A 23,334-nucleotide genomic window follows, 5' to 3' on the forward strand; every position below is an offset into this window, starting at 1 on the left:
CCCTAGCGCTCAGATTTCCGAAGACCTGGAGCGCGTCAACGCCGCAGGCCAGGGCGGGCAACTCAACGCTGCCGCACCACGCCGACCGGCACCTCGGCCACCGAAGCCCACTGCGACCCGTCGAACCACGCATCCCCGGCCAGATAGGCCCGCAGCATCGGCAGCGCATCCAGCCCCCAGAACAGCTTGCCGTCCACCAAGAAGCTCGGCACGCCGAAGATACCGGCCTGGGCCGCGGCCTCGGTGGCGCCGCGCAGTTGTTGCTTGACCTCGGCACTGTCCGGGTCGCGGCTCGGCTGGAGCTCCGCACGCAGTGCGGCCAGCCGTGCGGCATCTGCCGCATCGGCACCACCCTGCCACACATGGCGGAACACCGTGGCGCACACATGGCGGTTCGGCTCGCCCTGCGCGTCGCAGGCCAGGGCCAGGCGCAGCAGTGCCAGCGGATTGAACGGATGCTGCGCGGGTAATTGCATGGGCACGCCATGCTGCTGCGCAAGCCACAGCACCTGGCGGTACAACCAGTCGCGTTTGGCGGGGATTTCCGCCGGCCCCTTGTTGCCATGGTGTTGCAACAGGCCGGCCAGCAGCACTGGCCGGTGCACCACGCGGTAGCTCAGGCCGGCGAGTTCCTGCGGCAGGCGCTCGAACGCGAGATAGGCATAGGGCGAGATGAAATCGAGATGGAAGACGATCTCTTTCATCGCGTGCGTCCGTCAGGCCTTCTGGGCGTAAGGGTCCTGCACCACGTCGGCGATTGGCGCGAGCGTCAGCGCTTCCAGATCCTGCGGCTTCAACTCGAACACGCTGTGCGGATGACCGGCCGCGGCCCAGATGGTGCCGAAGCGGAACAGCTCGCGGTCGATCAGCGTCACGGGCATTTCCACATGGCCGACCGGCGCGACGCCGCCGATGGTGAAGCCGGTCTTGGCTTTCACGAATTCGGCGTTCGCACGGTCCAGCCCGCCCACGAGTGCGGCCACCTTCTTCTCGTCGACACGCCGGTCGCCCGAGGTGATGACCAGCACCGCGGCGTTGTCGAGCACGCGGCGGAAGATGATGCTCTTGGCCACCTGGCCGACTTCGATGCCGAGCGCGTCGGCCGCCTGCTGCGCGGTGCGCGCCGCATCTTCGAGCATCACCGGCGTGTGGGGATGGCCCGCGGCTTCGAGCGCCTTGACGACACGCTGCACGCCTTCGGGCAGGGAATGGAGTTCGGCTCCGCACATAGGATCTTCGGCCTCTTGAATGAATGGCGGCCCGGATGGCCGCAGCGAACGATCTTAACGCCGGGCCAGGGACATGCGGCGGGTGGCACTTCGACAGGCTCGGTGCGAACGGAGGTTCATCTGCGCGAACAGGGTGTATCCGTGCGAACGAGGTTGATCTTGGTGCGAACGGGGTTGGCCTGCACACGTCGTGCTCAAGCCTCCGCCGCCAGACCGAGGATGGTGCCCACCAGCGCCTGCGCCCGCGGCACCAGGGTGTCGAGGTTGCAGTATTCGCCGTCGGTGTGCGCCTTGGCGCCGACCGGGCCGACGCCGCACAAGGTGGGGATGCCGAGCGAGGCCGTGAAGCCCGCGTCCGAGCAGCCGCCGGTGAATTCGCCTTCCACGGCGAAGCCGATCTGCGCAGCGCTGGCCTGGTAGCGCTTGAGCAGATCCTGGCTCCAGCGCGGCTCGAGCGGCAGGAATTCCGAGGTCTGCGCGACGGTGGCCAGCGTGCCCGGCACGCCCGGCGCGGCCACGATCTCGCGGATGCGCGCGAACAGGGCATTGCGCTGGGCCAGCGTGCAGAAGCGCACGTCGAGCTTGGCTTCGGCCGATGGCGCCACGGTGTTGCTCGACATGCCGCCGCTGATCAGCCCGACGTTGGCCGTGATGCCCGCCGCGTAGTCGGTCAGCGCATGCAGCGCCTGGATCTTGCGCGCCAGGGTTTCGATGGCGCTCGCACCGTCGGCATGGTTCATGCCCGCATGCGCCGCGCGGCCCGTGACCTGGATCAGGAAGTTGGCGCCGCCCTTGCGCTCCGTGACCAGGTTGCCGGTGACGCGGCCCGGCTCGGCGTTGAAGGCCGCGCGTGCGCCGCGCGCATGGGCCTCGATGGCCACACGGCCGCGGTGCGAACCGATCTCCTCGTCGGCGGTGAACAGGCCGAGCACGGGAAACGGCAGCGGCGCCAAGCGTTGCAGCGCCATGAGCACGAAGCACTGCAGCACCAGGCCGGATTTCATGTCGGAGACGCCGGGGCCGTAGCCCTTGTCGCCTTCCACGCGCCAAGGCCTATCGAGCACGGTGCCGGTGGGGAAGACCGTATCGCGGTGGCCCATCAGCACGACCGGCGCCTGCGTTGGATCTGCGCCGGGCAGGCGCGCGAGCAAGACGTCGCCGTCGACCGCATCGGGACGGTGTTCGGCCTCGATGCGTGCACCGAGCAGCCAGCCGCGCATGGCCTCGGCCACGCGGTCGGTGCCGACTTTGTCGTGGCTGTTGGAATCGATGTCGACCAGGGTGGCCAATGCGGCCTGCATCGCGCCACGCTTGTCGGCAAGCCAGGCCGTGGCCGCATCCACTTGCAGTGCGCTCATTGTGAAACCTCCGTGCTACGCACTGCGGTGCGAGCTTGCTTGAGGCGGCTCGGCGCGGCGCTCATGTACGCGCCTTGAACACGGCCGGGCCTTCCTCGGCCAGGTCCCAGAACAGGCCGGCCATGATGTGCAGCGACTCGCGCGTCACGTCGGCCAGGATGTGTTCGTTGGGCGCATGCTGCGAGCACGCCGGGTAGGAATGCGGCACCCACAAAGTGGGCAGGCCGAGGGTCTCGGAAAACACGTCGTTCGGCAGCGAGCCGCCGAGGTTGGGCAGCAGGGCCGGCGGCTTGCCGGTGCTGCGTTCGATCGAGGCCAGGCCCCAGCGCACCCAGGCGTCGTCCGGGTCGAGCCTCGTCGCGGCCATGTGCACGTCGGTGCCGCGCAGTTCCACGTCGTCGAAGCCGTGTGCGTCAAGGTGCGCGCGGATGTGCTTCAGGAACTGCGTCGGGTCGCTGCCCACCACGTAGCGCATGTGGCAGTGCGCGCGCGCCTCGGCGGGGATGGCATGCACCGGCATGGCCGGGTTGCCGGTGGTGAAGGCCAGCACTTCGAGGCTGTTCCAGCCGATCACACGTTCGGCCGCCGACAGGCCGGGCTCGCCCCAGTCGAGATCGATCTCCGGGTCGTTCACGTCGCCGCCGACCTCGATGTCTTTCAATGCGAAACGCACGCTCTCAGGCAGTTCCTTGGGCAGCAGGCCGGGCACGAGGATCTTGCCCTTGGCATCGACCAGGCTGGCAATGGCATGCGCCAGGCGGATGCCGGGGTTGCGCAGCAGGCCGCCCCAGTTGCCCGAGTGGTGGCCGCCTTCGCGCAGCTTCAGGTGCAGGTCGAAGTTGAACACGCCGCGCGAGCCGAGGAACATGGTGGCGCGCGATGCCGAAACACGCGGGCCGTCGGAGGCGATGAACAGGTCGGCGGCGAGCAGTTCGCTGTGCAACGCGCAGACTTCGTTCAGGCCCGGCGAGCCGGCCTCCTCGCCCATCTCCAGGATGATCTTCACGTTGTAGCCGAGACGGCCATTGCGCACCGCGAGCACCTGCTCCAGGGCCGTGAGGTTGATCGTGTGCTGGCCCTTGTTGTCGGCCGTGCCGCGGCCGTACCAGCGGTTGCCTTCGACCACGATCTCCCAGGGGTTCAGGCCCGCGCGCCACTGCGCGTCGTAGCCGCGCACCACGTCGCCGTGGCCGTAGGTCAACAGCGTGAAGGCGGCCTCGGGTTCGATGCGCTCGGCCAGCAGGAACGGGCTCTTGCCGGGCTCGGGGTTGTCGATGACGCGGCAGGTGAAGCCCAGCGCTTCGAGCTTGGGCGTGATTTCATCATCGAGGTAGGCGTGCAGGATCGGGCCGCTGGCGCTGTCCTGGCTTTCGGTGCGGAAGGCGACGCGGCGGGCCAGCGTCTGCTGGAAGCGCCCGTCGTCGAAGATGGCCAGCGTCTGTTCGATGGCTTGGTGGCGGCTCATGGAGATTCCTTCGAGGTGTGTTTTTGTGGAGTGGTTCAGACGATGGCGAGCGAGGCTTCGCGTTCGATGTCGGGAACGCCCAGGCCGGGCTCGGGCGTGAGCGCGGAGGCCAGCAGCATGCGGGTGTAGGCGTGTGCCGGCCGCGCGAAGATCTGCTCGCGCGTGCCGAGTTCGACGATGGCGCCCCGATGCATCACAGCCACGCGGTCCACCAGGTGCTCGACCACGCCGAGGTCATGGCTGATGAACAGGTAGGTCAGGCCGAACTCGGCCTTCAGGTCGAGCAGCAGGTTCAGGATCTGCGCCTGCACCGACACGTCCAGCGCGGAGGTCGGCTCGTCGCAGATCAGGATGTCGGGCCGCAGCACGAGTGCCCGGGCGATGGCCACGCGCTGGCGCTGGCCGCCGGAGAGCTGGTTCGGGTACTGGCTGTGGGTGCGCTCGGGCATGCCGACCAGGTCGAGCATTTCCTTGACGCGTTTCCTCTGCTCGGCGGCCGTGCCGACCTGGTGCAGGGCCAGCGGCACGCCCACGATGTCGGCCACGGTCCGGCGCGGGTTCAACGAGGAATACGGGTCCTGGAAGATCGGCTGGATGGCGCGCGCGAGCGCCTTGCGCTGGCTGGTGTCGATCTCCTGGCCGTTGATCAGCACGCTGCCCGACGTGGCCGGCAGCAGGCCGAGCAGCATCTTGGCCAGCGTGCTCTTGCCGCAGCCCGATTCGCCCACCAGGCCGAGCGTCTCGCCCTTGTGGATGCGCAGCGAGACGTTGTTCACCGCCTTGATCTCGCCAGGCGAGCGGAACAGGCCGCGCTTGAGTTGGTAGACGCGGTTCAGCGCGCAGAGTTCGAGGGCGATGGCGCCGTCCGCCGGCGCCGGGTTCATCTTCGGTTTCATGCGGCCTCCGCCATCAACGGTGTCTCGGCGCGGGCCAGCACACAACGCGCCGCATGGCCGCCGTTCAGCGCCACGTAGGGGGGCGTCTGCGCGCAGTCCGGCTGCACGTGGGCGCAACGGTTGGCGAAGGCGCAGCCCTGCACATCGCCCACCAGGCTGGGCACAACACCGGGGATGGCCTGCAGGTGGCTGCCGGGCAGCGTCTTGCCGCGCACCGGGATGCAGTTGAGCAGGCCGCGCGTATAGGGGTGCGTGGGGTGGGCGAACAACTCGCCCACGGGCGCGGTCTCGATCACTTCGCCCGCGTACATCACGGCCACGCGGTCGGCGATGCGGGCCACCACGCCGAGGTCGTGCGTGATGAAGACCACGGCGGTGCCGAACTCCTTTTGCAGCTCGCGGATCAGCCGCAGGATCTGCGCCTGGATGGTCACGTCCAGCGCCGTGGTCGGCTCGTCGGCAATGATCAGGTCGGGGCCGCACATCAGCGCCATGGCGATCATCACGCGCTGGCGCAGCCCGCCCGAAAGCTGGTGCGGATACTGGCGCAGGCGCTCGGCGGCCTGCGGCACGCCCGCGCGCTCCAGCAGGTGCACGGAGCGGTCGCGCGCCTGGGCGGCCGTCACCTTGCTGTGCGCACGCAGCGCCTCGCAGAGCTGGTCGCCGAGCGTGTACGAAGGGTTGAGCGAAGTCATCGGCTCCTGAAAAATCATCGCCATGCGGGCGCCGCGCAGCGCCGTCATCTCGCGCTCGGGCAGGGTCTGCAGGTCGATGCCGTCGAAGCGGATGTGGTCCGCCGTGCGCTGCGCCTTGCGTGGCAGCAGGCCCATCAACGCCAGCGAGGTCATGGACTTGCCGCAGCCGGACTCGCCGACCAGGCACAACATCTCGCCGCGGTTCACGTGGAAGTCGATGCCGCGCACGGCATGCAGCAGGCCGCGCTCGGTGGGCAGGTCCACGCGCAGGTTCTTCACTTCGAGCAAAGGCTTTTTCGTCATGTCTTGTGCTCCTTCAATTCCGGCCGTCGGGTGCCGTGAGATCGCGGATGCCGTCGCCGACCAGGTTGATGGCCAACACCAAAAGCGCCAGCACCACGCCCGGGATCAGGATTACCCAGGGCTGGAAGAACATGTAGGCCTTGCCTTCGGCCACCATCAGGCCCCAGGACGGCGTGGGCGGCTGCACGCCCAGGCCGAGGAAGGACAGCGTGGATTCGAGCAGGATCGCGTGCGCCATCTCCAGCGTGGCCACCACGGTGAGCGCACTCATCAAATTTGGTAGCAGCTCGCGCAGCAGGATGTAAGGCGTGGAGGCGCCCAGGGCCTTGGCCGCGGCGATGAATTCGGCGTCGCGCAACTGCTGCGTGGCCGAACGCGTGACGATGGCGAAGCGGTCCCACAACAACAGGCCGAGCAGGATGATCACCACCTTCAGCGAGCCACCGACGAGCGAGGCCATGGCCAGCGCCACCAGCACCACCGGCATGGCCAGGCGCGTGGTGATCAGGTAGCTGATGACCGCGTCCACACGGCCGCCGTAGTAGCCGGCCAGCACCCCGAGCGTGGTGCCGATGGTGCCGGCGATCACCGCCGTGACCAAGCCGATGACCAGCGACACGCGTGCGCCGTACAGCAGCCGGCTCAGGTAGTCGCGGCCGAGCTTGTCGGTGCCGAGCACGTGCTCCCAACTGCCCTTGTCGTGCCAGATGGGCGGGATCAAACGTTGCGTGACGTCCTGCGCGTAGGGGTCGTGCGGCGCGAGCCAGGGTGCGAACAGCGCGGCCAGCACGATGAGGCCGAGCATCACCGCGCCGATGGTCAGGCCGTGTTGTCCGAGCACACGGCGCAGCAGGCGGCGCCAGGCGGGTGTGCGCGGCAGGGCCAGTACCGGCTTGGCGGCCATTGTGGAAGGAGACAAAGTGGAAGCGTTCATAGCGATGCCTTATCGGGTTCGCATGCGCGGATCGAGCGCGGCGTTGAGCACATCGGCCACGAAGGTCAGGCCGATGTAGAACACGGCGATGATCAGCACCACGGCCTGCACAACGGGGTAGTCGTTGCGCGAGATCGAGTCCCAGGCGAGCTGCCCCAGGCCCTGCATCGAATACACGGATTCGATCACCACCGAGCCGCCGAGCATGAAGCCGAGCTCCACCGCGGCCAGCGCCACCACCGGGATGATGGCGTTGCGCAGCGCATGCTTGAAGACGACGCGTGCCGGGCTCAGACCCTTGGCGCGCGCGGTGCGGATGTAGTCGGAGCCGAGCACGTCGAGCATGCCGGCGCGCGTGAGCCGCATCATCGCCGGCATGGCGTAGTAGCCCAGCGCCACGGCCGGCAGCACGAAGTGTTGCCAGGTGGTGTTGCCCGCCACCGGCAACCATTTGAGCCCGACCGAGAACACGATGATCAGCGTGAGCGCGAAGAAGAAGGTCGGCATGGCCTGGCCGATCACCGCCACCATCAGCGACAGCCGGTCGATCCAGGTGTCGCGGTAGATCGCGGCCAGCACGCCCAGCGGGATCGCCACCACCACGGCCAGCAGCAGGGCGACGCCGCCGAGCTTGAGCGTGATCGGCAGGCGTTCGCCGATGAGTTCGACCACCGTGTTCTGGAAGTAGAAAGATCGCCCGAAGTCGAGCCGCGCAGCGGCACCGAGCCAGTCGAAGAACTGCGCGGTGATCGGCCGGTCGAGCCCGTATTGCACGCGGATCTTCTCCACGTCGGCGGCACTCGATTCCGGTCCGGCGATGGCGGTGGCCAGGTCACCCGACAGGTGCAGCAGCATGAAGCTGATGACGGCCACGGTCAGCATGACCGAAAGGGCCACCAGCAGCCGGCGGAAGATGTAGATCAGCATGGTTCTGGCCCTCGGCTTCGGTTCAGGTTCGGCTTACTTCCAGCTCGCCGCGAAGAAGCGCGGCAACTCATCCGGCTGGGCGTCGAACTTCAGGTCGGACGTGAACGCGTAGTTGGTCGAATACGAGAACAGCGGCGCCCACATGGCCTGCTCGGAGATGCGCTGCAGCGCCTGCGCATACTTGGCCTTGCGTTCGGTCTTGTCGACGGTGGCGTCGGCCGTCTGCAGCAGGGCGATGGTCTGCGGGTCCTTGGCGGTGTCGTCCGGGCCGCCCTTGAAGTAGTTGCCGGCAAAGGCCGAGGCGTCGTTGATCGAGAACGAACCCCAGGCCTGGAACGACAGCGGCGCGCGGCCCGAGCGGATCTCGTTGCGCAGCGCTGGGTATTGCACGAAGTGCAGGCGCGCGCGGATGCCGACCTTGCGCAGGTCGCCGATCATGGCCTCGGCGTATTCGCGTTCGCGGTAGGCCCAGAGGTCGGTATCGAAGCCGTTCGGGAAGCCGGCCTCGGCCAGCAGGGCCTTGGCCTTGGCCGGGTTGTATTCGTACTTGACGACCTTGCCCGTCTCGCAGCCGAACTGCGTTCGGAAGCACGGGGCATACACCGGCTGGCTGCCGCCGCGCACCAGGCTGTCGGCCAGGCCCTTGCGGTTGACGGCCATGTTCAGCGCCTGGCGCACGCGCGCGTCCTTGAACGGCGCGGACTCGGGTGTGCTGCCGTTGTTGTTGATCGACATGAAGCCCACGCGCATGGTCTCGCCGCTGAGCACGGTGAGGTTGGGCGCAGCCTTGAGCGACTCGGCCTGGTCGGCCGGCACGCGCCAGATCCAGTCCACCGCGCCGGTCATGAGCTGAGCCAGGCGCGCCTCGGGGTCGCGGATGACGACGAACTTGACGTTGCCGATCTTCGGCTGGCCGACCGGGCTGTCCTTGAAGTAAGCCGGGTTCTTGACCATGGTCACGCCCTGGCCGGGAATGACAGCCGTGATCTTGTACGGGCCGGTGCCGATCGGCGCCTTGCTGTAGCCTTCGAGCCCGACCTTCTTGAAGTAGGCCGCGGGGTAGATGGGCGTCGGGCCGGCCAGGTATTCGAGCGTGGCCGGGAACGGTGTCTTCAGGTTGATGCGCACCTGGTACTCGCCGAGTTTCTCGACGTTCTTGATCCAGTCGGTGTTCTGCCGCGTGGCGATCTTGGCATCCGGCCCGGTGACTTCGTTGAATGTGTAGACCACGTCGTCGGCGGTGAACTTGTCGCCGTTCTGGAACAGCACGCCCTGGCGAAGGGTGATGTTCAACGCGGTGGGCGATTCCCACTTCCAGGCGGTGGCGAGCTGGGGCTTGAACTCGCCGGTCTTGGTGTCACGGTAGATCAACGTGTCCCAGGCCATGGCCGCGAGGATCACGCCTTCGCGCATGTTGTTGTGGTACGGGCTCACGTTCTCGACCTCGCTGTCGGAGGCGTAGGTGAGTGTGTCGTTGGCCCTGCCGGCGTGGGCCGAGGTCATGGCCGTCGCCGCGGCGGCCAAGGCCAGCGCCAGAATGCCGCGCTGCACCAGGGTGGTGGATGGATGCCCCATTACTAACTCCTTGCGTGTTGGTTGAAACCGATTCGCTTGACCAGTTGCAAGAATGAGGCCCTGCAAGCGTTTCCGCCATTACAGATTTTCGACCTCGTCGTTATCAAAAAGGCAACGCTTCATCTCGCGCGTGAATCACAATGCGATAGACCGCTGTCATCGGAAAAACCATGCCCACCTCGCAACTCGTCGCACGCCAGCTCCAGGACACCGCGCTGCGCTACTTCCTCGAAGTCGTGCGCTGCGGCTCGATCAGCGAAGCCTCGACGCGGCTCAACGTGGCCGGCTCGGCCATCAGCCGGCACATCGCGCACCTGGAAGAGCTGCTCGGCGCAAGCCTGTTCGACCGGCATGCGCGCGGCATGGTGCCGAGTGCGGCCGGCGAGCTGCTGGCGGTGCATGCGATCAAGTCGGCACACGAGGCCGAGCGCGTGGTGCAGGACGTGCTCGCCCTGCAGGGCATGAAGCGCGGGCGGGTGCGCATCGCCGCCACCGAAGGTTTTGCGATGGAGTTCCTGCCGCGGCTCATCAGTGATTTTTCCGGCCAGCATCCCGGCATCCAGTTCCACCTTGGCGTGTATCCGCCGGCGGAAGCCACGCGCCGCATCCTGCACGGCGACGCGGACATCGGCGTGGTGATGAGCCGGGGAGCCGAGAAGGACATCAAGATCGAACACCTGCAGCCTTCGCCGGTGATGGCGGTGATGGGCCACGCGCACCCGCTGGCGCAGGCGAAGCAACTCGGCCTGCTGCAGCTGCAGCCCTATCCGCTGGCGCTGCCGGAGCCGGACACCACGGTGCGCCAGCTGTTCGACATCGCCTGCAGCCGCCAGCGACTGGACCTGGAGCCGGTGCTCACCAGCAGCTACATCAGCGCGCTGCTGGGCTTTCTGCGGCACGCGCCGCTGGGCATCACCATCTGCGGCGAAATCTCGGTGCGTTACCAGGTGGCGCGCGGCGAACTGGCTGCGGTCCGCCTGAAGGACCGGGGGCTCGACCTGCGCAACATCGAGGTGCAGACGCTGGTGGGCCGCACGCTGTCACGCACGGCCCAGGTGTTCCTGGATTACCTCAAGGCACGCCTGGCCGGGCCGGTGGGTCAGTAATTTTTCCACGGGGCGCGACAACCCGGCTCACCCCAGCCCGTTCGCACTGAGCTTGTCGAAGTGCCTTCAACCAGCGCTCTGGCGCTTGTTCAGCAACGCCGTGGCCACGCGCGAATTCGGCTTGCGGCCGAGGAAATCGCTGACGTATTGCCCCGCGTCCACCAGTCGGTCCAGGTCGATGCCGGTCTCGATGCCCAGGCCGTGCAGCAGGTACACCACGTCTTCCGTCGACACGTTGCCGGTGGCGCCCTTCGCATAGGGACAACCTCCCAGGCCGGCCACCGAGGTGTCGAACTGCCACACGCCCATCTGCAGGCTGGCCAGCGTGTTGGCCAGGGCCTGGCCATAGGTGTCGTGGAAATGCCCCGAGATGTCGTCGATGGCGAAGTGCCGCAGTGCCGCGTCCAGTGCGCGCTGCACCTTGATCGGCGTGCCCACGCCGATGGTGTCGGCCACGCCGCAGTGCTGCACGCCAATGCCCTTCATCAGCCGCGCGACCATCTCGACGCGTTCGGGCGCGATCTCGCCTTCATAGGGACAACCCACGGCGCAGGAAATGGCCGAGCGCACGTAGATGCCGTTGGCACGCGCCGCCTCGACCACAGGCCGGAAGCGCTCGATGCTTTCGGCGATCGAGCAGTTGATGTTGCGCTGACTGAAAGCCTCGCTGGCCGCGCCGAAGACCACGATCTCGTCGGGCCGGGTGGCCAGCGCGGCCTCGAAACCCTTGAGGTTGGGCGTGAGCACCGAATACCGCACGCCCGGCTGGCGCGTGATGCCGGCCATGACCTCGGCCGCATCGGCCATCTGCGGCACCCATTTGGGCGACACGAAGCTCGTGACCTCAATCTCCTTCAGGCCGGCCTGCTGCAGCCGCTGCACGAGTTCGATCTTGACGGCGGCCGGCACCATCTGCTTTTCGTTCTGCAGGCCGTCGCGCGGGCCTACATCGACGAGTTTGACTTTGCTGGGCAGCGTGCTGCTTAAAGACATGGCAGTTTCCTTCAGTAACCCCGGTCCGCATGCACCACACCCGCGATCGGCTCGCCCCGCTCCATCGCCAGGATCTTGCCCACGATCTGCGCGATGCTGTCGTCACGCACGGTGCGGGCCGAGGTGTGCGGGGTGACGGCGATCTTCGGGTGCGACCAGAACGGGTGGTCTTCGGGCAGCGGCTCGGTGCGGAACACGTCGAGCGTGGCGCCGGCGAGGTGGCCGCGGTCGATGAGGCTGATCAGGTCGTCATCGACCAGGTGGCCGCCGCGCGCCACGTTCACCACATAGCCGCCGGGGCGCAGCTTCGACAGGGTGTCGAACCGCATGATGTCCACCGTGTCGGGCGTGAGCGGCAACAGGCAGACCAGCACGCGCGTGGCGGCGAGGAAGTCGTCGAACTGCGCCTCGCCGCTGAAGCCACGCACGCCTTCGACCGATTTCGGCGAACGGCTCCAGCCGTTGACCGGGAACTCGAACTGCAGCAGCGACTTCGCCACGCGTTCCCCCAGCACGCCCATGCCCATGATCCCCACCGGGAAGTCACTGCGGCGCAGTTGTTTGTTGAAGGCCCAACGCGCATGGGCCTGGTTGGCCTCGCAAACATCGAATTCGCGGAAATGCCGGATCACGGCGTGGCACACGTATTCGGCCATCTGCACCGACATACCGGCATCATCGAGCCGCACCACCGTGGCGCCGGCCGGCAGCGCGAGCCGCATCAACGCATCGACACCCGCGCCGATGTTGAAGATGCCCTTGAGGCCGGGCTGCTCGTCCAGCATGGCCTGCGGCGGCGCCCAGACGATGGCGTGGTCGGCCTGCGGCGCGCCGGGCGCCCATTCCTCGATGGTGGCCTCGGGCAGCGCCGCGCGCAGGCCCTCGAGCCAGGGTTGGGCCTTGGTGCCGGTACAACAGAAGGTGATGCGCATGGAAGTCAATTGGGGTTGGACAGCCCTTATTAAACCGCGAGCCTGAGCAGTTCGGAGCCCTCGGTCACCTGGTCGCCCGGCGCGTACAGCAGTTCCTGCACCACGCCGTCGGCAGGCGCGGCGATGGTGTGCTCCATCTTCATGGCCTCCATCACCGCCAGGGCCTGGCCCTTCTTCACCGTTTCACCGGCTTTCACCGCGAAGGACACGACCTTGCCCGGCATCGGCGCGGTGAGCCGGCCGGCCTCGCCGTGCACCTCGCCCGCATGCGCCAGCAGGTCGACGACGGTGATGCGCGTGGCACCCTGCGGCGCGAAGATGTGGACCTCCTCGAGGCGGCGGTCGACGCGCAGTGGGTGGCGCTGGCCGAGGAACTGCAGCGTGATGTCGCCCGCGCCGGCTTCGAACCGCAGCGGGCCGGATTGCCCATCCACGGCCAGGTGCAGCGCGCCGTCGTGCAGGTAGGTCAGCGTGGCCTCGGCCGCATCGCCGTGGAAATCGAAGGCGAAGCGCCGAACGTTCAAGCCCGCATTGCGCCAGCCATCGCGGCGCGCCCAGGGGTCAGCCCATGTTGCGCCGTCGACGCCGGCGCGCTCGGCCAGCAGGGTCGACGCCACGGCCGCCGCCGCGGCGAGCGCCAGGCCGATCTTTTCCTGGCGGAACAACACCGCCTGCTCGCGCTGGATCAGCGCGGTGTCGAGATCGGCCTCGGCAAACGACCGGCTTTGCACCACATGGCGCAGGAACTGCACGTTGGTGGCCAGGCCGACGATCTGGACCTGCGCCAGGGCCGCGTCGAGCCGGGCCAGCGCCTCGGCCCGCGTGGCGCCGTGCACGATGAGCTTGGCCACCATGGAGTCGTAGAACGGCGAGATCGCATCCCCTTCACGCACGCCGTCGTCGATGCGCACCTGGCCACGTTCGAAGCTGGTGCAGGCCGGCTTGCGGTACACGGCCAGCGTGCCGGTGGCGGGCAGGAATTGGTTGTCGGGCGTCTCGGCGCAGATGCGGGCCTCGATGGCATGGCCGTGGATGCGCAACGCATCCTGGCGCAGCGGCAGCTTGTGGTTGGACGCGACCAGCAGTTGCCATTCGACGAGGTCGAGGCCGGTGATGGCTTCGGTGACGGGGTGCTCGACCTGCAACCGCGTGTTCATCTCCATGAAGAAGAACTTCATGCCATCGCCGGATTGTTCGACGATGAACTCCACCGTCCCCGCCCCCACATAGTTCACCGCCCTCGCGGCGGCCACGGCGGCGTTGCCCATCTGCTCGCGCATGGCCGGCGTGAGGCCGGGCGCGGGCGCTTCCTCCAGCACCTTCTGGTGGCGGCGCTGCACCGAACAATCGCGCTCGAACAGGTAGACGTAGTTGCCATGCATGTCGCCGAACACCTGGATTTCGATGTGGCGCGGGCGCTGCACGTATTTTTCGATCAGCACCGCATCGTCGCCGAAGCTGTTGATGGCTTCGCGCTGGCACGAGGCGAGCGCACCGGCGAAGTCCTCGGCCTTGTCGACCGCCCGCATGCCCTTGCCGCCGCCGCCCGCGCTGGCCTTGATCAACACCGGGTAGCCGATGCGGTCGGCCTCGCGGCGCAGCAGCGCCGGGTCCTGGTCGGCGCCGTGGTAACCGGGCACGAGCGGCACACCGGCCTTTTCCATGAGTTGCTTGGATTCGGCCTTCAGGCCCATGGCCTGGATCGCCGACGCGGGCGGGCCGATGAACACCAGCCCGGCGGCGGCGCAGGCGCGTGCGAAGTCTTCGTTCTCGCTGAGGAAACCGTAGCCCGGGTGGATGGCTTCGGCACCGGTTTCTCGCGCGGCCTCGAGGATGCGTTCCCAGCGCAGGTAGCTGTCCTTAGGTGCGCTGCCGCCGATGTGGACGGCTTCGTCGCAGGCAACGACGTGCTTGGCGTTGGCGTCGGCATCCGAATACACGGCAACCGTTTTGATGGCCATGCGCCTGGCGGTCGCCGCAACCCGGCAGGCGATCTCCCCCCTGTTCGCGATCAGGATTTTCTTAAACATTCAGCCCACCTTTTTCAGAACCCGAAAACCAACGCGACAGCCGCGCGAACGCGGCCTTCAAGAACTTGATCAGCACCCAGGTGACGATCCACATCAGCACCACCACGACCAGCAGCAGCCCGCCGAAGACGAGCGGATGCGTGGTGGCCAGCCATACCGCGGCCACCGGCATGGCGTCTTCCACCAGGCTGGCCAGCACGTTGGAGAACGGTTCGGGCGACGCGTTGATCGCCGCGCGCGTGGTGGTCTTGGCGGCCTGGCTGGTGGCTGCCAGGGTGCCGCCCATCAGGCCGGCCACGGCGGCCATGGTGGCGTTGTCGGCACCGAAAACGGCCGCGGCCAGCGCTGCGCCGGCGGGAATGCGCACCACGCTCTGCACGATGTCCCACAAGGAATCCACGCCCGGAATCTTGTCGGCGAAGAATTCGAGGAACAACATGCTGCCGCTGGCGGCCAGCATCGCGGGATGCTGCAGCAACTGCAGCCCCGCCGGCAGCGGAATCCAGCCGGCCAGCCCCGCCAGGCCGGTGATGAACACCACCGCATACAGCCGGAAACCGCTGGCCCAGCCGAGCGCGGCGGCCAGGGCCAGCAGGCTGGCCAGGTCCATGCGCTGCGCCACGTGCGCCACGCCCGCGCCGACCTCGCCCGCCATGTCACCCGCTACACGGGCCGCGCCGGGGCCGAAGTGCAGACCCAGCGTGTGCAGCCACTGCACGAAGTTTTGCCACAGTGCTTCCATGGGCAGCCCTCAGCCCGCCAGCCAGGCCGGCTTGCGTTTCTGCAGAAAGGCCGTCATCCCTTCGCGGCCCTCGGCGCTGGCGCGGATGTCGGCGATGCCTTGCACCGTGCGCGCGATCAGCGCCGCGTCGATGTCGCGCCCCGCCACGTCCTGCACCAGGCGTTTGCTGGCACGCACCGCCGATGGGCCGGCGTTGACGAGTGCGCCGGTGAGTTCGGCCACCTTGGCGTCGAGTGCATCGGCGGCCACGACCTCGTGCACGAAACCGATGCGCAGCGCCTCGGCCGCGCCGAAACGCTCCGCCGTGAGCGCATAACGATGCGCCGCGCGGGCCCCCATGGCACGCACGACGTACGGGCCGATGGTGGCCGGGATCAGGCCCAGCCGCACCTCGCTGAGGCAGTAGCTGGCGGTGTCCACGCTCACCGCCATGTCGCAGGCGGCCACCAGGCCCATGCCGCCGGCGAACACGTCGCCCTGCACGCGCGCGATGGTCGGCTTGGGGCAGGTGTAGAGCCGGCGCAGCATCTCGGCCAGCTTGGCCGCGTCGGCCAGGTTTTCCTCGACACCGTATTCCGCCATGCGGCGCATCCAGTTGAGATCGGCACCCGCACAGAAGCCCGGGCCCTCGGCGGCGAGCACGATGGCACGCACGTCGTCGTTTGCGCCCAGCGTGGCGAAGGCTTCGGCCAGGCCGGCGATGACCTCGTCGTTGAAGGCGTTGCGCACCTCGGGGCGGTTCAGCCGCACCACGGCCACATGTGCCGCGATCTTTGTTTCCACCTCACTCATGGCTGTCTCCTCATGGTTGTTGCCAGACGACGTGATCGTCCACGGCATAGACGGTGCAAGTTTCCTTGTGGCGCTGCTTGCACAGCTCGAGCGCTCTTTTCGGCGGGTCGTCGCCGCCCCAGGTGTAGGCCTGCTGGCCGATCCTGGTGGCGATGACGAAGGCGCGCGGCGGGCGTTTGGCCAGGAATATCCGGTAGGACGCCTCGGAGCCCGGATTGGCGCGCTTCAAGGCATCGAGATCATCGACCTTCGCGTAGCCGGAGGGCGGCGGCGCGTCCGGCGACAGGCCGTACCGCGGCGCCACCACGTCGGTGGGCAGGCCGACGCTGCGCATCTTGGCCAACACCTTGTCGAGCCAGATGTCCAGCCCATCGGCGCTGCCGAACATCGCGTGCGCATCGACGCCGAACGGCCCATAGGCGACCATTTCTCCGTTGCCGCCCGCGGCCATGAAAGCCTCGAACGCCGGTTTGATGACGTTCGGTGGGAAGTAGCTGTCGTTTGCGCCATAAAACCAAATCGACGGTACATGGCTCTTCTGGCCATAACTTCCCATCGCATCGCGCAAGGCCAATTCCCACTGGCAACCGACGAGGTAACGCAACCCGCCGGCGAAGTTCACGAACAGCTTGAAGCCGGGGTGCGGCTCCTGCGAATAGGCCATGGTGGTGAGTCCGCCATGCGACTGGCCCATCATCATCATGCGGCTGGTGTCGACCCAGGATTGCGTGCCCAGCCAGCGCACCACCGTCTTCACGTCTTCGGCCTGAGCCTCACCGTTGCCTTCGATGTTGCAACCCTCACCCACAGCAGCACCGCCCGAGCCCGCGAAGCCTTGCCGCATGGGCGCAACCACCGCGTAACCGCGCTTGAGGAATTCGCGCGTGGCGGCCACGGCGCGGTTACGTCCCTGCAGGTGCGCATTGCCGCCGTCCTTGCCATGGTTCAACACCACGACCGGAAACGGCCCTGCCCCTTCAGGCTGGAACACCGTGATCTGCAGGTTCACCGGGAAGAGCTTGTCGTTCTTGGTGAACTCGATACGCTCGCCGAGCGCCGGATTCGGCGGCACTTCATCCGCGCGTGCCAGCGTGCAAAGCGCCAGGCCAAGAAGAAGAACAGCGGCGCTGGATCGGGCAACGCAAACCATGGCCTTCACATCCGGAACAGACCGAACTTCACATCCGGGATCGGCATGTTCAGCGCCGCGCTCAGGCCGAGCGCCAGAACGCGGCGCGTGTCGGCCGGGTCGATCACGCCGTCGTCCCATAGCCGCGCGGTGGCGTAGTACGGATGGCCCTGCACCTCGTACTGGTTGCGGATCGGCGCCTTGAAGCTTTCTTCCTCCTCGGCGCTCCAGGTGCCCCCCTTGGCCTCGATGCCGTCGCGCCGCACCGTGGCCAGCACGCCGGCGGCCTGCTCGCCGCCCATCACCGAGATGCGCGCGTTCGGCCACATCCACAGGAAGCGTGGCGAATAGGCGCGGCCGCACATGCCGTAGTTGCCCGCACCGAAGCTGCCGCCGATGATGACGGTGAACTTGGGCACGTTGGCCGTGGCCACGGCGGTGACCATCTTGGCGCCATTCCTGGCGATGCCTTCGTTCTCGTACCGGCGCCCGACCATGAAGCCGGTGATGTTCTGCAGGAAGACGAGCGGCACCTTGCGCTGGCAGCACAGTTCGATGAAGTGCGTGGCCTTGAGCGCGGATTCGCTGAACAGGATGCCGTTGTTGGCGATGATGCCCACCGACATGCCCTCGATGCGCGCGAAGCCGCAGACCACGGTGGTGCCGTAGCGCGCCTTGAATTCGTCGAACGCGCTGCCGTCGACGATACGGGCGATGATCTCGCGCACGTCGAAGGGTTTGCGCGTGTCCACCGGAATCACGCCATACAGCTCTTCTGCTGCGAAATGAGGAGCATCAGGCGCAGATTCCACCTGCGTCGCAGGCTTTTTTCTATTCAGATTACGGACCGAGGCGCGGGCCAGCGCCAGCGCATGCATGTCGTTTTGCGCGAGGTGGTCGGCCACGCCCGAGAGCCGCGTGTGCACGTCGCCGCCGCCCAGGTCTTCGGCGCTCACCACTTCACCGGTGGCGGCCTTCACCAGCGGCGGGCCGGCCAGGAATATGGTGCCCTGGTTCTTCACGATGATGGATTCGTCGCTCATCGCCGGCACGTAGGCGCCGCCGGCCGTGCACGAGCCCATCACCACCGCGATCTGGGCGATGCCCTGCGCGCTCATGTTGGCCTGGTTGTAGAAGATGCGGCCGAAGTGGTCGCGGTCGGGGAAGACCTCGTCCTGGTTCGGCAGGTTGGCCCCGCCCGAATCCACCAGGTAGATGCACGGCAGCCCGTTCTGCTGCGCCACCTCCTGCGCACGCAGGTGCTTCTTGACCGTCAACGGGTAGTAGGTACCGCCCTTCACCGTGGCGTCGTTGCAGACGATCATGCAGTCCACGCCGCTCACGCGGCCGATGCCGGTGATCAGGCCGGCGCAGGGCGCGCTGTCCGAGCCGTCGCGGTCGGGGTACATGCCGAGCGCGGCCAAAGGCGACAGTTCCAGGAAGGGCGTGCCCGGGTCGAGCAGCATCTGCACGCGCTCGCGCGGCAAGAGCTTGCCGCGTGCCGTGTGCTTGGCACGCGCCGCCTCGCCGCCACCGGCCGCGGCCTGGGCCAGCTTCGTGCGCAGGTCGTCCACCAGTGCGCGCATGGCCGCGGCGTTGGCCTGGAAATCGGCGGAGCGGGCGTTGAGTTGTGTCTCCAGGATCGGCATGCGGCTTTCCTTGTTCTCTTTTCGAACTTTGCGTTCTGGACGTCGGCAATTGACGTTTACGTAAACGTCAATTCTAGGGGAAAAATTACACGGTCTTTACCGCACCGGTTCCGACCGGAACCAAAGCGCAGATATAAAGAAAACAGCAAGCGTACTCCTCGCCGCCGGATCCCCGCATCCGCACAACCCCATGCCAGCGCCGCCTCCCGTCACCTGATGTCCTCCGTCGAACTGGTCCTGCTGCTGCTCCTGCTCGGCGCCTTCACCGGCCTGGCCGGGCGCTACATCCCGGCCGTGCCGCTGCCGCTGCTGCAGATCGCGCTGGGCGCGGCGATCTCGCTGCCGCAGGACGGCCTGCACGTGGCACTGGACCCGGAGATGTTCCTGCTGCTGTTCGTGCCGCCGCTGCTGTTCGCCGACGGCTGGCGCATGCCCAAGCGCGAGTTCTACGCGCTGCGCCGGCCCATCGTCACGCTGGCCTTCGGGCTGGTCTTCGCCACCGTGCTCGGCCTGGGCTACTTCGTGCACTGGATGATCCCGTCGATGCCGCTGACCGTGGCCTTCGCGCTGGCCGCGGTGCTGTCGCCGACCGATGCGGTGTCGGTGGCAGCCATCGGCCGGCGCGTCGGCCTGCCGGGGCCGCTGATGCACATCCTGGAGGGCGAGTCGCTGCTCAACGACGCCTCGGGTCTGGTGGCGCTGAAGTTCGCCGTGGCGGCCACGCTCACCGGCGTGTTCTCGTGGCGCGCGGCAGGGGCCGATTTCCTGTGGCTGGTGGGCGGTGGCCTGGGGGTGGGCATGGTCACGGCCTGGCTGTTCAGCCGGCTGCGCGACGCGGTCACCTCCAAGCTGCACGAGGACGCCAACATCCACACCGTGGTGCTGCTGTTGCTGCTGCCGTTCGCGGCCTACCTGGTGGCCGAACACCTGGGTGTCTCGGGCATCCTGGCGGCCGTCAGCGCCGGCATGACCCTGAATTTCGCCGACCTCGAACGCAGCGAACACGTGGCCGAGCGCATGCAGGCGCAAAGCGCCTGGACCATGATCGAGTCCACCTTCAACGCCACCATCTTCCTGCTGCTCGGCCTGCAGCTGCCGGCCATCATCGGCAGCGGCCTGAGCTACGGCGAGGGCTTCGCCTGGACACTGGCGGGCTACGTGCTGGCGATCTCCCTCGTGCTGCTGGGCCTGCGCTGGCTCTGGATGGCGCTGGCCGTGCGCCGCGCGATCCATGTGGCGGTGCGCAAGGGCCGTCCGGTCGATGTGCCCTCGCGCCGCATCGTCGCCGCGGCCGCGCTCGCGGGCATCCGCGGCGCGATCACGCTGGCGGGGGCGCTGTCGGTGCCGCTCACGCTCACCGACGGCAGCCCGTTCCCGGCGCGCGGCCTGCTGATCTTCCTGGCCACGGGGGTGATCCTGTTCACGCTGCTGGCGGCGAGCATCGGCCTGCCGCTGCTGATGCGCCAGCTGCCCGCCGAGCGCGAGAACCCGCACCGGCGCGAGGAACGCGAAGCCCGCGTGCTGGCCGCGCAGGCGGCGGTGGACAGCCTGGACGCGCTGCCACCGCTGGCCGCGGCACACCGTGACGTGGAACGGGCCGAAGTCGCCGCGCGCGTGGCCGGCGACTACCAGCGCCGCATCCTGGGGCAGGCGCTCGACCGGCCCGACGCGGCCGGCGGCGCCGATCCGGCCACGGCCCGCCGGCTGCACGCGCTGGAGATGGAATTGCGCCTGTCGTGCCTGCGGGCCGAGCGCCAGGCGCTCTACACGCTGCGGCGCAGCCACCGCATCAACGACGACACGTTGCGCGAACTGGTGCACGAGATCGACCTCGCCGAAGTGGTGGTGCGCAAACGCCGCAGGGCCGAGGCCGCGGGCAAGTCAACGGCCGGCGAAACGACCGGAGAACCGGGCGGGCATTGAGCCGGTAATAAAACCATTTGCGCCGGTGCCGGTTGGTTTTAGGATGGCTCGCGCGTTGCGGCACGGCCCGCTCCCAAGGGTTTCCGCCCCACGCCGCCATCCGAGTTTTCCGTCCTTCCAGGAGCACTTCGCCATGCCCACCTGCCCGACATTTCCCGACAAACCCCTCATGGCTCACCGGCAGATCCGGCCCGTCCGCCGCTGGCCGTCCACGCGCTGGCTGGCCTCAGGCCTGGCCGCGGTGCTGGTCGGATGCGGCGGCGGGGGTGGCGGCAACGCGGACACCACGCCAGGCGGCACGGGCGGAACCGGTGGAACTGGCGCCAGCGGCGCGGCCGGCACCACGCTGACGGTCGACGCCAGCCCGCTGCGCGCCACGCTGGCCGCCGACACGGCGCGCAGCGTCACCCAGACCGTGTCCCCCACGGGTGGCACCGTCACGGCCACCGGTGCCGACGGCACGGTCTTCACGCTGACCGTGCCCGCCGACGCCATGGTGCAGGCCATTGACATCACGATGACACCGCTTTCTTCGGTGAGCGTGCCCGGCCTGGCCACCGGCGCGGGTTATGGCGTCCAGCTCGGGCCCGAAGGCGCGAGCTTCCTTGATTTCGTGACCTTGACCATCACCCCGCCGGCCGGCGCCAGCGCGCCGATCGAGCGGCAGATCCCGATCGGCTGGAGCGGCGCCGACAACACCGTCTCGCTGGCCGCGCTCGACCCGGCCGCGCGCGAGGTCAAACTCAAGCTGATGCATTTCAGCGGCTACGCGCTGCTGCTGGCCACCACCGGCACCAACGCGACGCTGGAGCCTGTGCGCCACCGCTTCGGCGGCGATGCGGAAGCGCGGCTGCAAAGCCTGGCGGCGGAACGGCTGGCGCAGGAGCGCCAACGCCAGCTGCTCGGCCAGGCGCCGGCCGAACTGCTGCTGGACGACATCTTCAAGGCCTACGACGAGCAGGTCGTCAAGCCACGCGTGGCCGCCGCGGGCAGCAGCTGCGCCGCGGGCCGGCTGGCGATCCAGACCGTGCTGGGCACGGCGCGCCAGCGCCAGTTGCTGGGCTATGCGGACGACGGCAGTGCGCAGGACGCCCTGGGCGGTTCGCTGATGAGCGTGGCCACCGCCGCCTGCACCCGCGAGGAATATGCGCTGTGCCGCGACGAGCACATCATCACCCGCATGCTGCCCTACTACCTCGGCCTGTCGCGGCAGGCGCAATTGCTGGGCCTGTCCGACGGCAAGGGTGTCGAGCCCACTTGGCTGCAGGACGCCGAGGCGGCCACGGCCAAATGCCTGAATTTCGAGTTGCAGATCGACTCGGACCTGCGCTTCTCCGGCGGTACCGACCAGTACGCGCGCAACGTCAACGAAACCGTGAGCGCCCGCCTGCCGATGCCGTTCAACCTCGGCGTCAGCGTGTTCGCCAGCGGCGGTCTGTTCGTGTCGGGCACCGTGGCCGAAGTCCCGCTGGTCTCGAGCAACTACACCGTCTACTACCCGAACACCTGCGCCTCCGTCAGCGGTGTGCAAGGTGTGAATGCCGGCATCCTCGGCAACCTCGGGTTCACCGCGCAATCCGGCGGCGTGGCGCAACGCGCGCTGGTGCAGGACTTCGTCTTCTCACCGGCCGTGGTGCCGCACGGCTTCGGCTCGGGCTACAGCCGGACGCTGCGCACCCCCAGAAGTAGCGGCGGTTGCGAAAACGACCCATCGACCTCGCCCCAGTACGACAACTGGGTGATCAACGGCTACCCGACCTGGCTCGAAAGCCTGGCCGATCCGAACTTCGGCCTGGCCATCCGCAACTGGACCATCGTCGGCGGCGACGTCATGGCGACCAAGGAATTCACCACCAGCACATCGGAAAACGGCGACAGCGCCACGGTGACCACCCGGCTGGTGCTGTTCCACAAGCCGGCGCCCTGACCGGCGTCTAGACGCCGTTCACCAGCGCGGGGAGTTCGCCCATGCGCCCGAAAATGGCCACCGCCCCCGCGGCCAGCAGCGGATGCGGGTCATCGTGCTCCGGCGTGCCGGGCACATAGCCGAACACGGTGGCCCCGGCAGCGACGCCGGCCATCACGCCGGTGACCGTGTCCTCCACCACCGCGCAGCGCGCAGCGTCCACGCCGAGTGCGGCGGCCGCGGCGAGGTAGACATCGGGCGCGGGTTTGGAGCGCGGCATCTCGTGGCCGCTGAAAACCCGCCCCTCGAAATAGCGCATCAGCCCGACCTTGGCCAGCTGCAACTCCACCTTGAAGCGGTCCGCGCCCGACGCACACGCGATGCGCCCGGCGTGGTAGGCGTGGATGGCCTCGACCGCGCCGTGGATCTGGGGCACGGCCAGGAGCCGCTCCTCGAGGCCCTGGTTGCGCCTGGCGCGGAACTCGGACATCCAGGCCTCGGTGACCGGCTTGCCGGTGTTGGCCTCGATGGCCGCCACCTCGTCCTTCACCGCCTTGCCGACGAAGATGTGCATGCATTCGGCCGGCGTGAGCACCCAGCCTTGTTCCTCGAGCATGTCGCGCAACACCCCGTTGGTGATCGGCTCGGAATCGACCAGCACGCCATCACAATCGAACAACACCGCTTCGAATTTCATCCCGTCCCTTTCAGAAGCGGAGGATGGTAACAAGCGATCCGCGCGCGTGCTTC

At 67.9% G+C, this 23,334-nt stretch carries 20 protein-coding genes; 3 read left to right on the forward strand and 17 right to left on the reverse strand.

Annotated features, from left to right (window positions below; translation table 11 throughout):
- Positions 1–62: 62 nt before the first annotated feature.
- The 9 genes from RD110_RS23845 to RD110_RS23885 all read right to left on the reverse strand — a co-directional run bounded on the left by RD110_RS23845 (position 63) and on the right by RD110_RS23885 (position 9,382).
- Complete coding sequence (locus RD110_RS23845) at positions 63–704, reverse strand: 2-hydroxychromene-2-carboxylate isomerase (protein WP_076202701.1); 642 nt, start codon at positions 702–704, stop codon at positions 63–65.
- A 12-nt stretch (positions 705–716) separates the two neighbouring features.
- A complete protein-coding gene (locus RD110_RS23850; RefSeq protein WP_076202704.1) occupies positions 717–1,229 on the reverse strand; it encodes a YbaK/EbsC family protein in 513 nt (170 codons plus the stop codon).
- A gap of 194 nt (positions 1,230–1,423) precedes the next feature.
- Positions 1,424–2,587 (reverse strand): M20 family metallopeptidase, encoded by a 1,164-nt coding sequence (locus tag RD110_RS23855; protein ID WP_076202707.1) that lies wholly within the window; start codon positions 2,585–2,587, stop codon positions 1,424–1,426.
- Positions 2,588–2,648: 61 nt separating this feature from the next.
- Positions 2,649–4,052, reverse strand: a complete 1,404-nt coding sequence (locus RD110_RS23860; RefSeq protein WP_076202710.1) for a M20 family metallopeptidase — start codon at positions 4,050–4,052, stop codon at positions 2,649–2,651.
- 35 nt (positions 4,053–4,087) lie between these two features.
- On the reverse strand, positions 4,088–4,948 hold the full coding sequence (locus tag RD110_RS23865) for an ATP-binding cassette domain-containing protein (RefSeq protein ID WP_076202712.1): 861 nt from the start codon (positions 4,946–4,948) through the stop codon (positions 4,088–4,090).
- Positions 4,945–5,946 (reverse strand): ABC transporter ATP-binding protein, encoded by a 1,002-nt coding sequence (locus tag RD110_RS23870; protein ID WP_076202715.1) that lies wholly within the window; start codon positions 5,944–5,946, stop codon positions 4,945–4,947. Before RD110_RS23870 ends, RD110_RS23865 begins: the two co-directional genes overlap by 4 nt.
- Before the next feature lie 13 nt (positions 5,947–5,959).
- Entirely contained in the window at positions 5,960–6,880 is a 921-nt protein-coding gene (locus RD110_RS23875; protein ID WP_076202718.1) for an ABC transporter permease, read from the reverse strand.
- A 9-nt stretch (positions 6,881–6,889) separates the two neighbouring features.
- Complete coding sequence (locus RD110_RS23880; RefSeq protein WP_076202720.1) at positions 6,890–7,807, reverse strand: ABC transporter permease; 918 nt, start codon at positions 7,805–7,807, stop codon at positions 6,890–6,892.
- Between the two features lie 33 nt (positions 7,808–7,840).
- A complete protein-coding gene (locus RD110_RS23885) occupies positions 7,841–9,382 on the reverse strand; it encodes an ABC transporter substrate-binding protein (protein ID WP_076202723.1) in 1,542 nt (513 codons plus the stop codon).
- A 170-nt stretch (positions 9,383–9,552) separates the two neighbouring features.
- Between RD110_RS23885 and RD110_RS23890 the strand changes: the two genes are divergently transcribed.
- Positions 9,553–10,488, forward strand: coding sequence for a LysR family transcriptional regulator (locus tag RD110_RS23890; protein ID WP_076202725.1), 936 nt, complete (start codon positions 9,553–9,555; stop codon positions 10,486–10,488).
- Between the two features lie 66 nt (positions 10,489–10,554).
- On the opposite strand, the gene RD110_RS23895 is transcribed toward RD110_RS23890, so the two are convergent.
- The 7 genes from RD110_RS23895 to RD110_RS23925 are packed head-to-tail and all read right to left on the reverse strand — an operon-like array spanning position 10,555 to position 18,755.
- Positions 10,555–11,481 carry a hydroxymethylglutaryl-CoA lyase gene (locus RD110_RS23895; RefSeq protein WP_076202728.1) on the reverse strand — a complete coding sequence of 309 codons (927 nt, stop codon included), beginning with the start codon at positions 11,479–11,481 and terminating at the stop codon, positions 10,555–10,557.
- 11 nt (positions 11,482–11,492) lie between these two features.
- The gene (locus RD110_RS23900) at positions 11,493–12,413 is read right to left on the reverse strand and encodes a 2-hydroxyacid dehydrogenase (RefSeq protein WP_076202731.1); all 921 of its coding nucleotides are present in this window, start codon (positions 12,411–12,413) and stop codon (positions 11,493–11,495) included.
- Positions 12,414–12,442: 29 nt separating this feature from the next.
- Positions 12,443–14,443, reverse strand: coding sequence for an acetyl-CoA carboxylase biotin carboxylase subunit (locus tag RD110_RS28975; protein ID WP_076202734.1), 2,001 nt, complete (start codon positions 14,441–14,443; stop codon positions 12,443–12,445).
- Positions 14,436–15,185, reverse strand: coding sequence for a DUF4126 domain-containing protein (locus RD110_RS23910; protein ID WP_076202736.1), 750 nt, complete (start codon positions 15,183–15,185; stop codon positions 14,436–14,438). Before RD110_RS23910 ends, RD110_RS28975 begins: the two co-directional genes overlap by 8 nt.
- 9 nt (positions 15,186–15,194) lie before the next feature.
- The gene (locus RD110_RS23915) at positions 15,195–15,977 is read right to left on the reverse strand and encodes an enoyl-CoA hydratase/isomerase family protein (RefSeq protein WP_076202739.1); all 783 of its coding nucleotides are present in this window, start codon (positions 15,975–15,977) and stop codon (positions 15,195–15,197) included.
- 10 nt (positions 15,978–15,987) lie between these two features.
- A complete protein-coding gene (locus RD110_RS23920) occupies positions 15,988–17,127 on the reverse strand; it encodes a CocE/NonD family hydrolase (protein WP_076205575.1) in 1,140 nt (379 codons plus the stop codon).
- Positions 17,128–17,132: 5 nt separating this feature from the next.
- Positions 17,133–18,755 carry a carboxyl transferase domain-containing protein gene (locus RD110_RS23925; RefSeq protein ID WP_076202742.1) on the reverse strand — a complete coding sequence of 541 codons (1,623 nt, stop codon included), beginning with the start codon at positions 18,753–18,755 and terminating at the stop codon, positions 17,133–17,135.
- Between the two features lie 216 nt (positions 18,756–18,971).
- On the opposite strand from RD110_RS23925, the gene RD110_RS23930 reads away from it, so the two are divergent.
- Positions 18,972–20,678 (forward strand): Na+/H+ antiporter, encoded by a 1,707-nt coding sequence (locus RD110_RS23930; protein WP_076202745.1) that lies wholly within the window; start codon positions 18,972–18,974, stop codon positions 20,676–20,678.
- A gap of 169 nt (positions 20,679–20,847) precedes the next feature.
- A complete protein-coding gene (locus RD110_RS23935) occupies positions 20,848–22,605 on the forward strand; it encodes a DUF4402 domain-containing protein (protein ID WP_076202747.1) in 1,758 nt (585 codons plus the stop codon).
- Positions 22,606–22,612: 7 nt separating this feature from the next.
- Here the strand turns inward: RD110_RS23935 and RD110_RS23940 are convergent, their stop codons facing one another.
- Positions 22,613–23,281 (reverse strand): HAD family hydrolase, encoded by a 669-nt coding sequence (locus RD110_RS23940; RefSeq protein WP_076202750.1) that lies wholly within the window; start codon positions 23,279–23,281, stop codon positions 22,613–22,615.
- Positions 23,282–23,334 lie beyond the last annotated feature (53 nt).

Source organism: Rhodoferax koreense (genome assembly GCF_001955695.1).
Lineage (GTDB): Bacteria > Pseudomonadota > Gammaproteobacteria > Burkholderiales > Burkholderiaceae_C > Rhodoferax_B > Rhodoferax_B koreensis.

What these genes read in the sequence shown, in the direction of transcription:
- RD110_RS23845 (WP_076202701.1), bottom strand. Translation starts at nt 704, where the DNA reads ATGAAAGAGATCGTCTTCCATCTCGATTTCATCTCGCCCTATGCCTAT.
- RD110_RS23850 (WP_076202704.1), bottom strand. Translation starts at nt 1,229, where the DNA reads ATGTGCGGAGCCGAACTCCATTCCCTGCCCGAAGGCGTGCAGCGTGTC.
- RD110_RS23855 (WP_076202707.1), bottom strand. Translation starts at nt 2,587, where the DNA reads ATGAGCGCACTGCAAGTGGATGCGGCCACGGCCTGGCTTGCCGACAAG.
- RD110_RS23860 (WP_076202710.1), bottom strand. Translation starts at nt 4,052, where the DNA reads ATGAGCCGCCACCAAGCCATCGAACAGACGCTGGCCATCTTCGACGAC.
- RD110_RS23865 (WP_076202712.1), bottom strand. Translation starts at nt 4,948, where the DNA reads ATGAAACCGAAGATGAACCCGGCGCCGGCGGACGGCGCCATCGCCCTC.
- RD110_RS23870 (WP_076202715.1), bottom strand. Translation starts at nt 5,946, where the DNA reads ATGACGAAAAAGCCTTTGCTCGAAGTGAAGAACCTGCGCGTGGACCTG.
- RD110_RS23875 (WP_076202718.1), bottom strand. Translation starts at nt 6,880, where the DNA reads ATGAACGCTTCCACTTTGTCTCCTTCCACAATGGCCGCCAAGCCGGTA.
- RD110_RS23880 (WP_076202720.1), bottom strand. Translation starts at nt 7,807, where the DNA reads ATGCTGATCTACATCTTCCGCCGGCTGCTGGTGGCCCTTTCGGTCATG.
- RD110_RS23885 (WP_076202723.1), bottom strand. Translation starts at nt 9,382, where the DNA reads ATGGGGCATCCATCCACCACCCTGGTGCAGCGCGGCATTCTGGCGCTG.
- RD110_RS23890 (WP_076202725.1), top strand. Translation starts at nt 9,553, where the DNA reads ATGCCCACCTCGCAACTCGTCGCACGCCAGCTCCAGGACACCGCGCTG.
- RD110_RS23895 (WP_076202728.1), bottom strand. Translation starts at nt 11,481, where the DNA reads ATGTCTTTAAGCAGCACGCTGCCCAGCAAAGTCAAACTCGTCGATGTA.
- RD110_RS23900 (WP_076202731.1), bottom strand. Translation starts at nt 12,413, where the DNA reads ATGCGCATCACCTTCTGTTGTACCGGCACCAAGGCCCAACCCTGGCTC.
- RD110_RS28975 (WP_076202734.1), bottom strand. Translation starts at nt 14,443, where the DNA reads ATGTTTAAGAAAATCCTGATCGCGAACAGGGGGGAGATCGCCTGCCGG.
- RD110_RS23910 (WP_076202736.1), bottom strand. Translation starts at nt 15,185, where the DNA reads ATGGAAGCACTGTGGCAAAACTTCGTGCAGTGGCTGCACACGCTGGGT.
- RD110_RS23915 (WP_076202739.1), bottom strand. Translation starts at nt 15,977, where the DNA reads ATGAGTGAGGTGGAAACAAAGATCGCGGCACATGTGGCCGTGGTGCGG.
- RD110_RS23920 (WP_076205575.1), bottom strand. Translation starts at nt 17,127, where the DNA reads ATGGTTTGCGTTGCCCGATCCAGCGCCGCTGTTCTTCTTCTTGGCCTG.
- RD110_RS23925 (WP_076202742.1), bottom strand. Translation starts at nt 18,755, where the DNA reads ATGCCGATCCTGGAGACACAACTCAACGCCCGCTCCGCCGATTTCCAG.
- RD110_RS23930 (WP_076202745.1), top strand. Translation starts at nt 18,972, where the DNA reads ATGTCCTCCGTCGAACTGGTCCTGCTGCTGCTCCTGCTCGGCGCCTTC.
- RD110_RS23935 (WP_076202747.1), top strand. Translation starts at nt 20,848, where the DNA reads ATGGCTCACCGGCAGATCCGGCCCGTCCGCCGCTGGCCGTCCACGCGC.
- RD110_RS23940 (WP_076202750.1), bottom strand. Translation starts at nt 23,281, where the DNA reads ATGAAATTCGAAGCGGTGTTGTTCGATTGTGATGGCGTGCTGGTCGAT.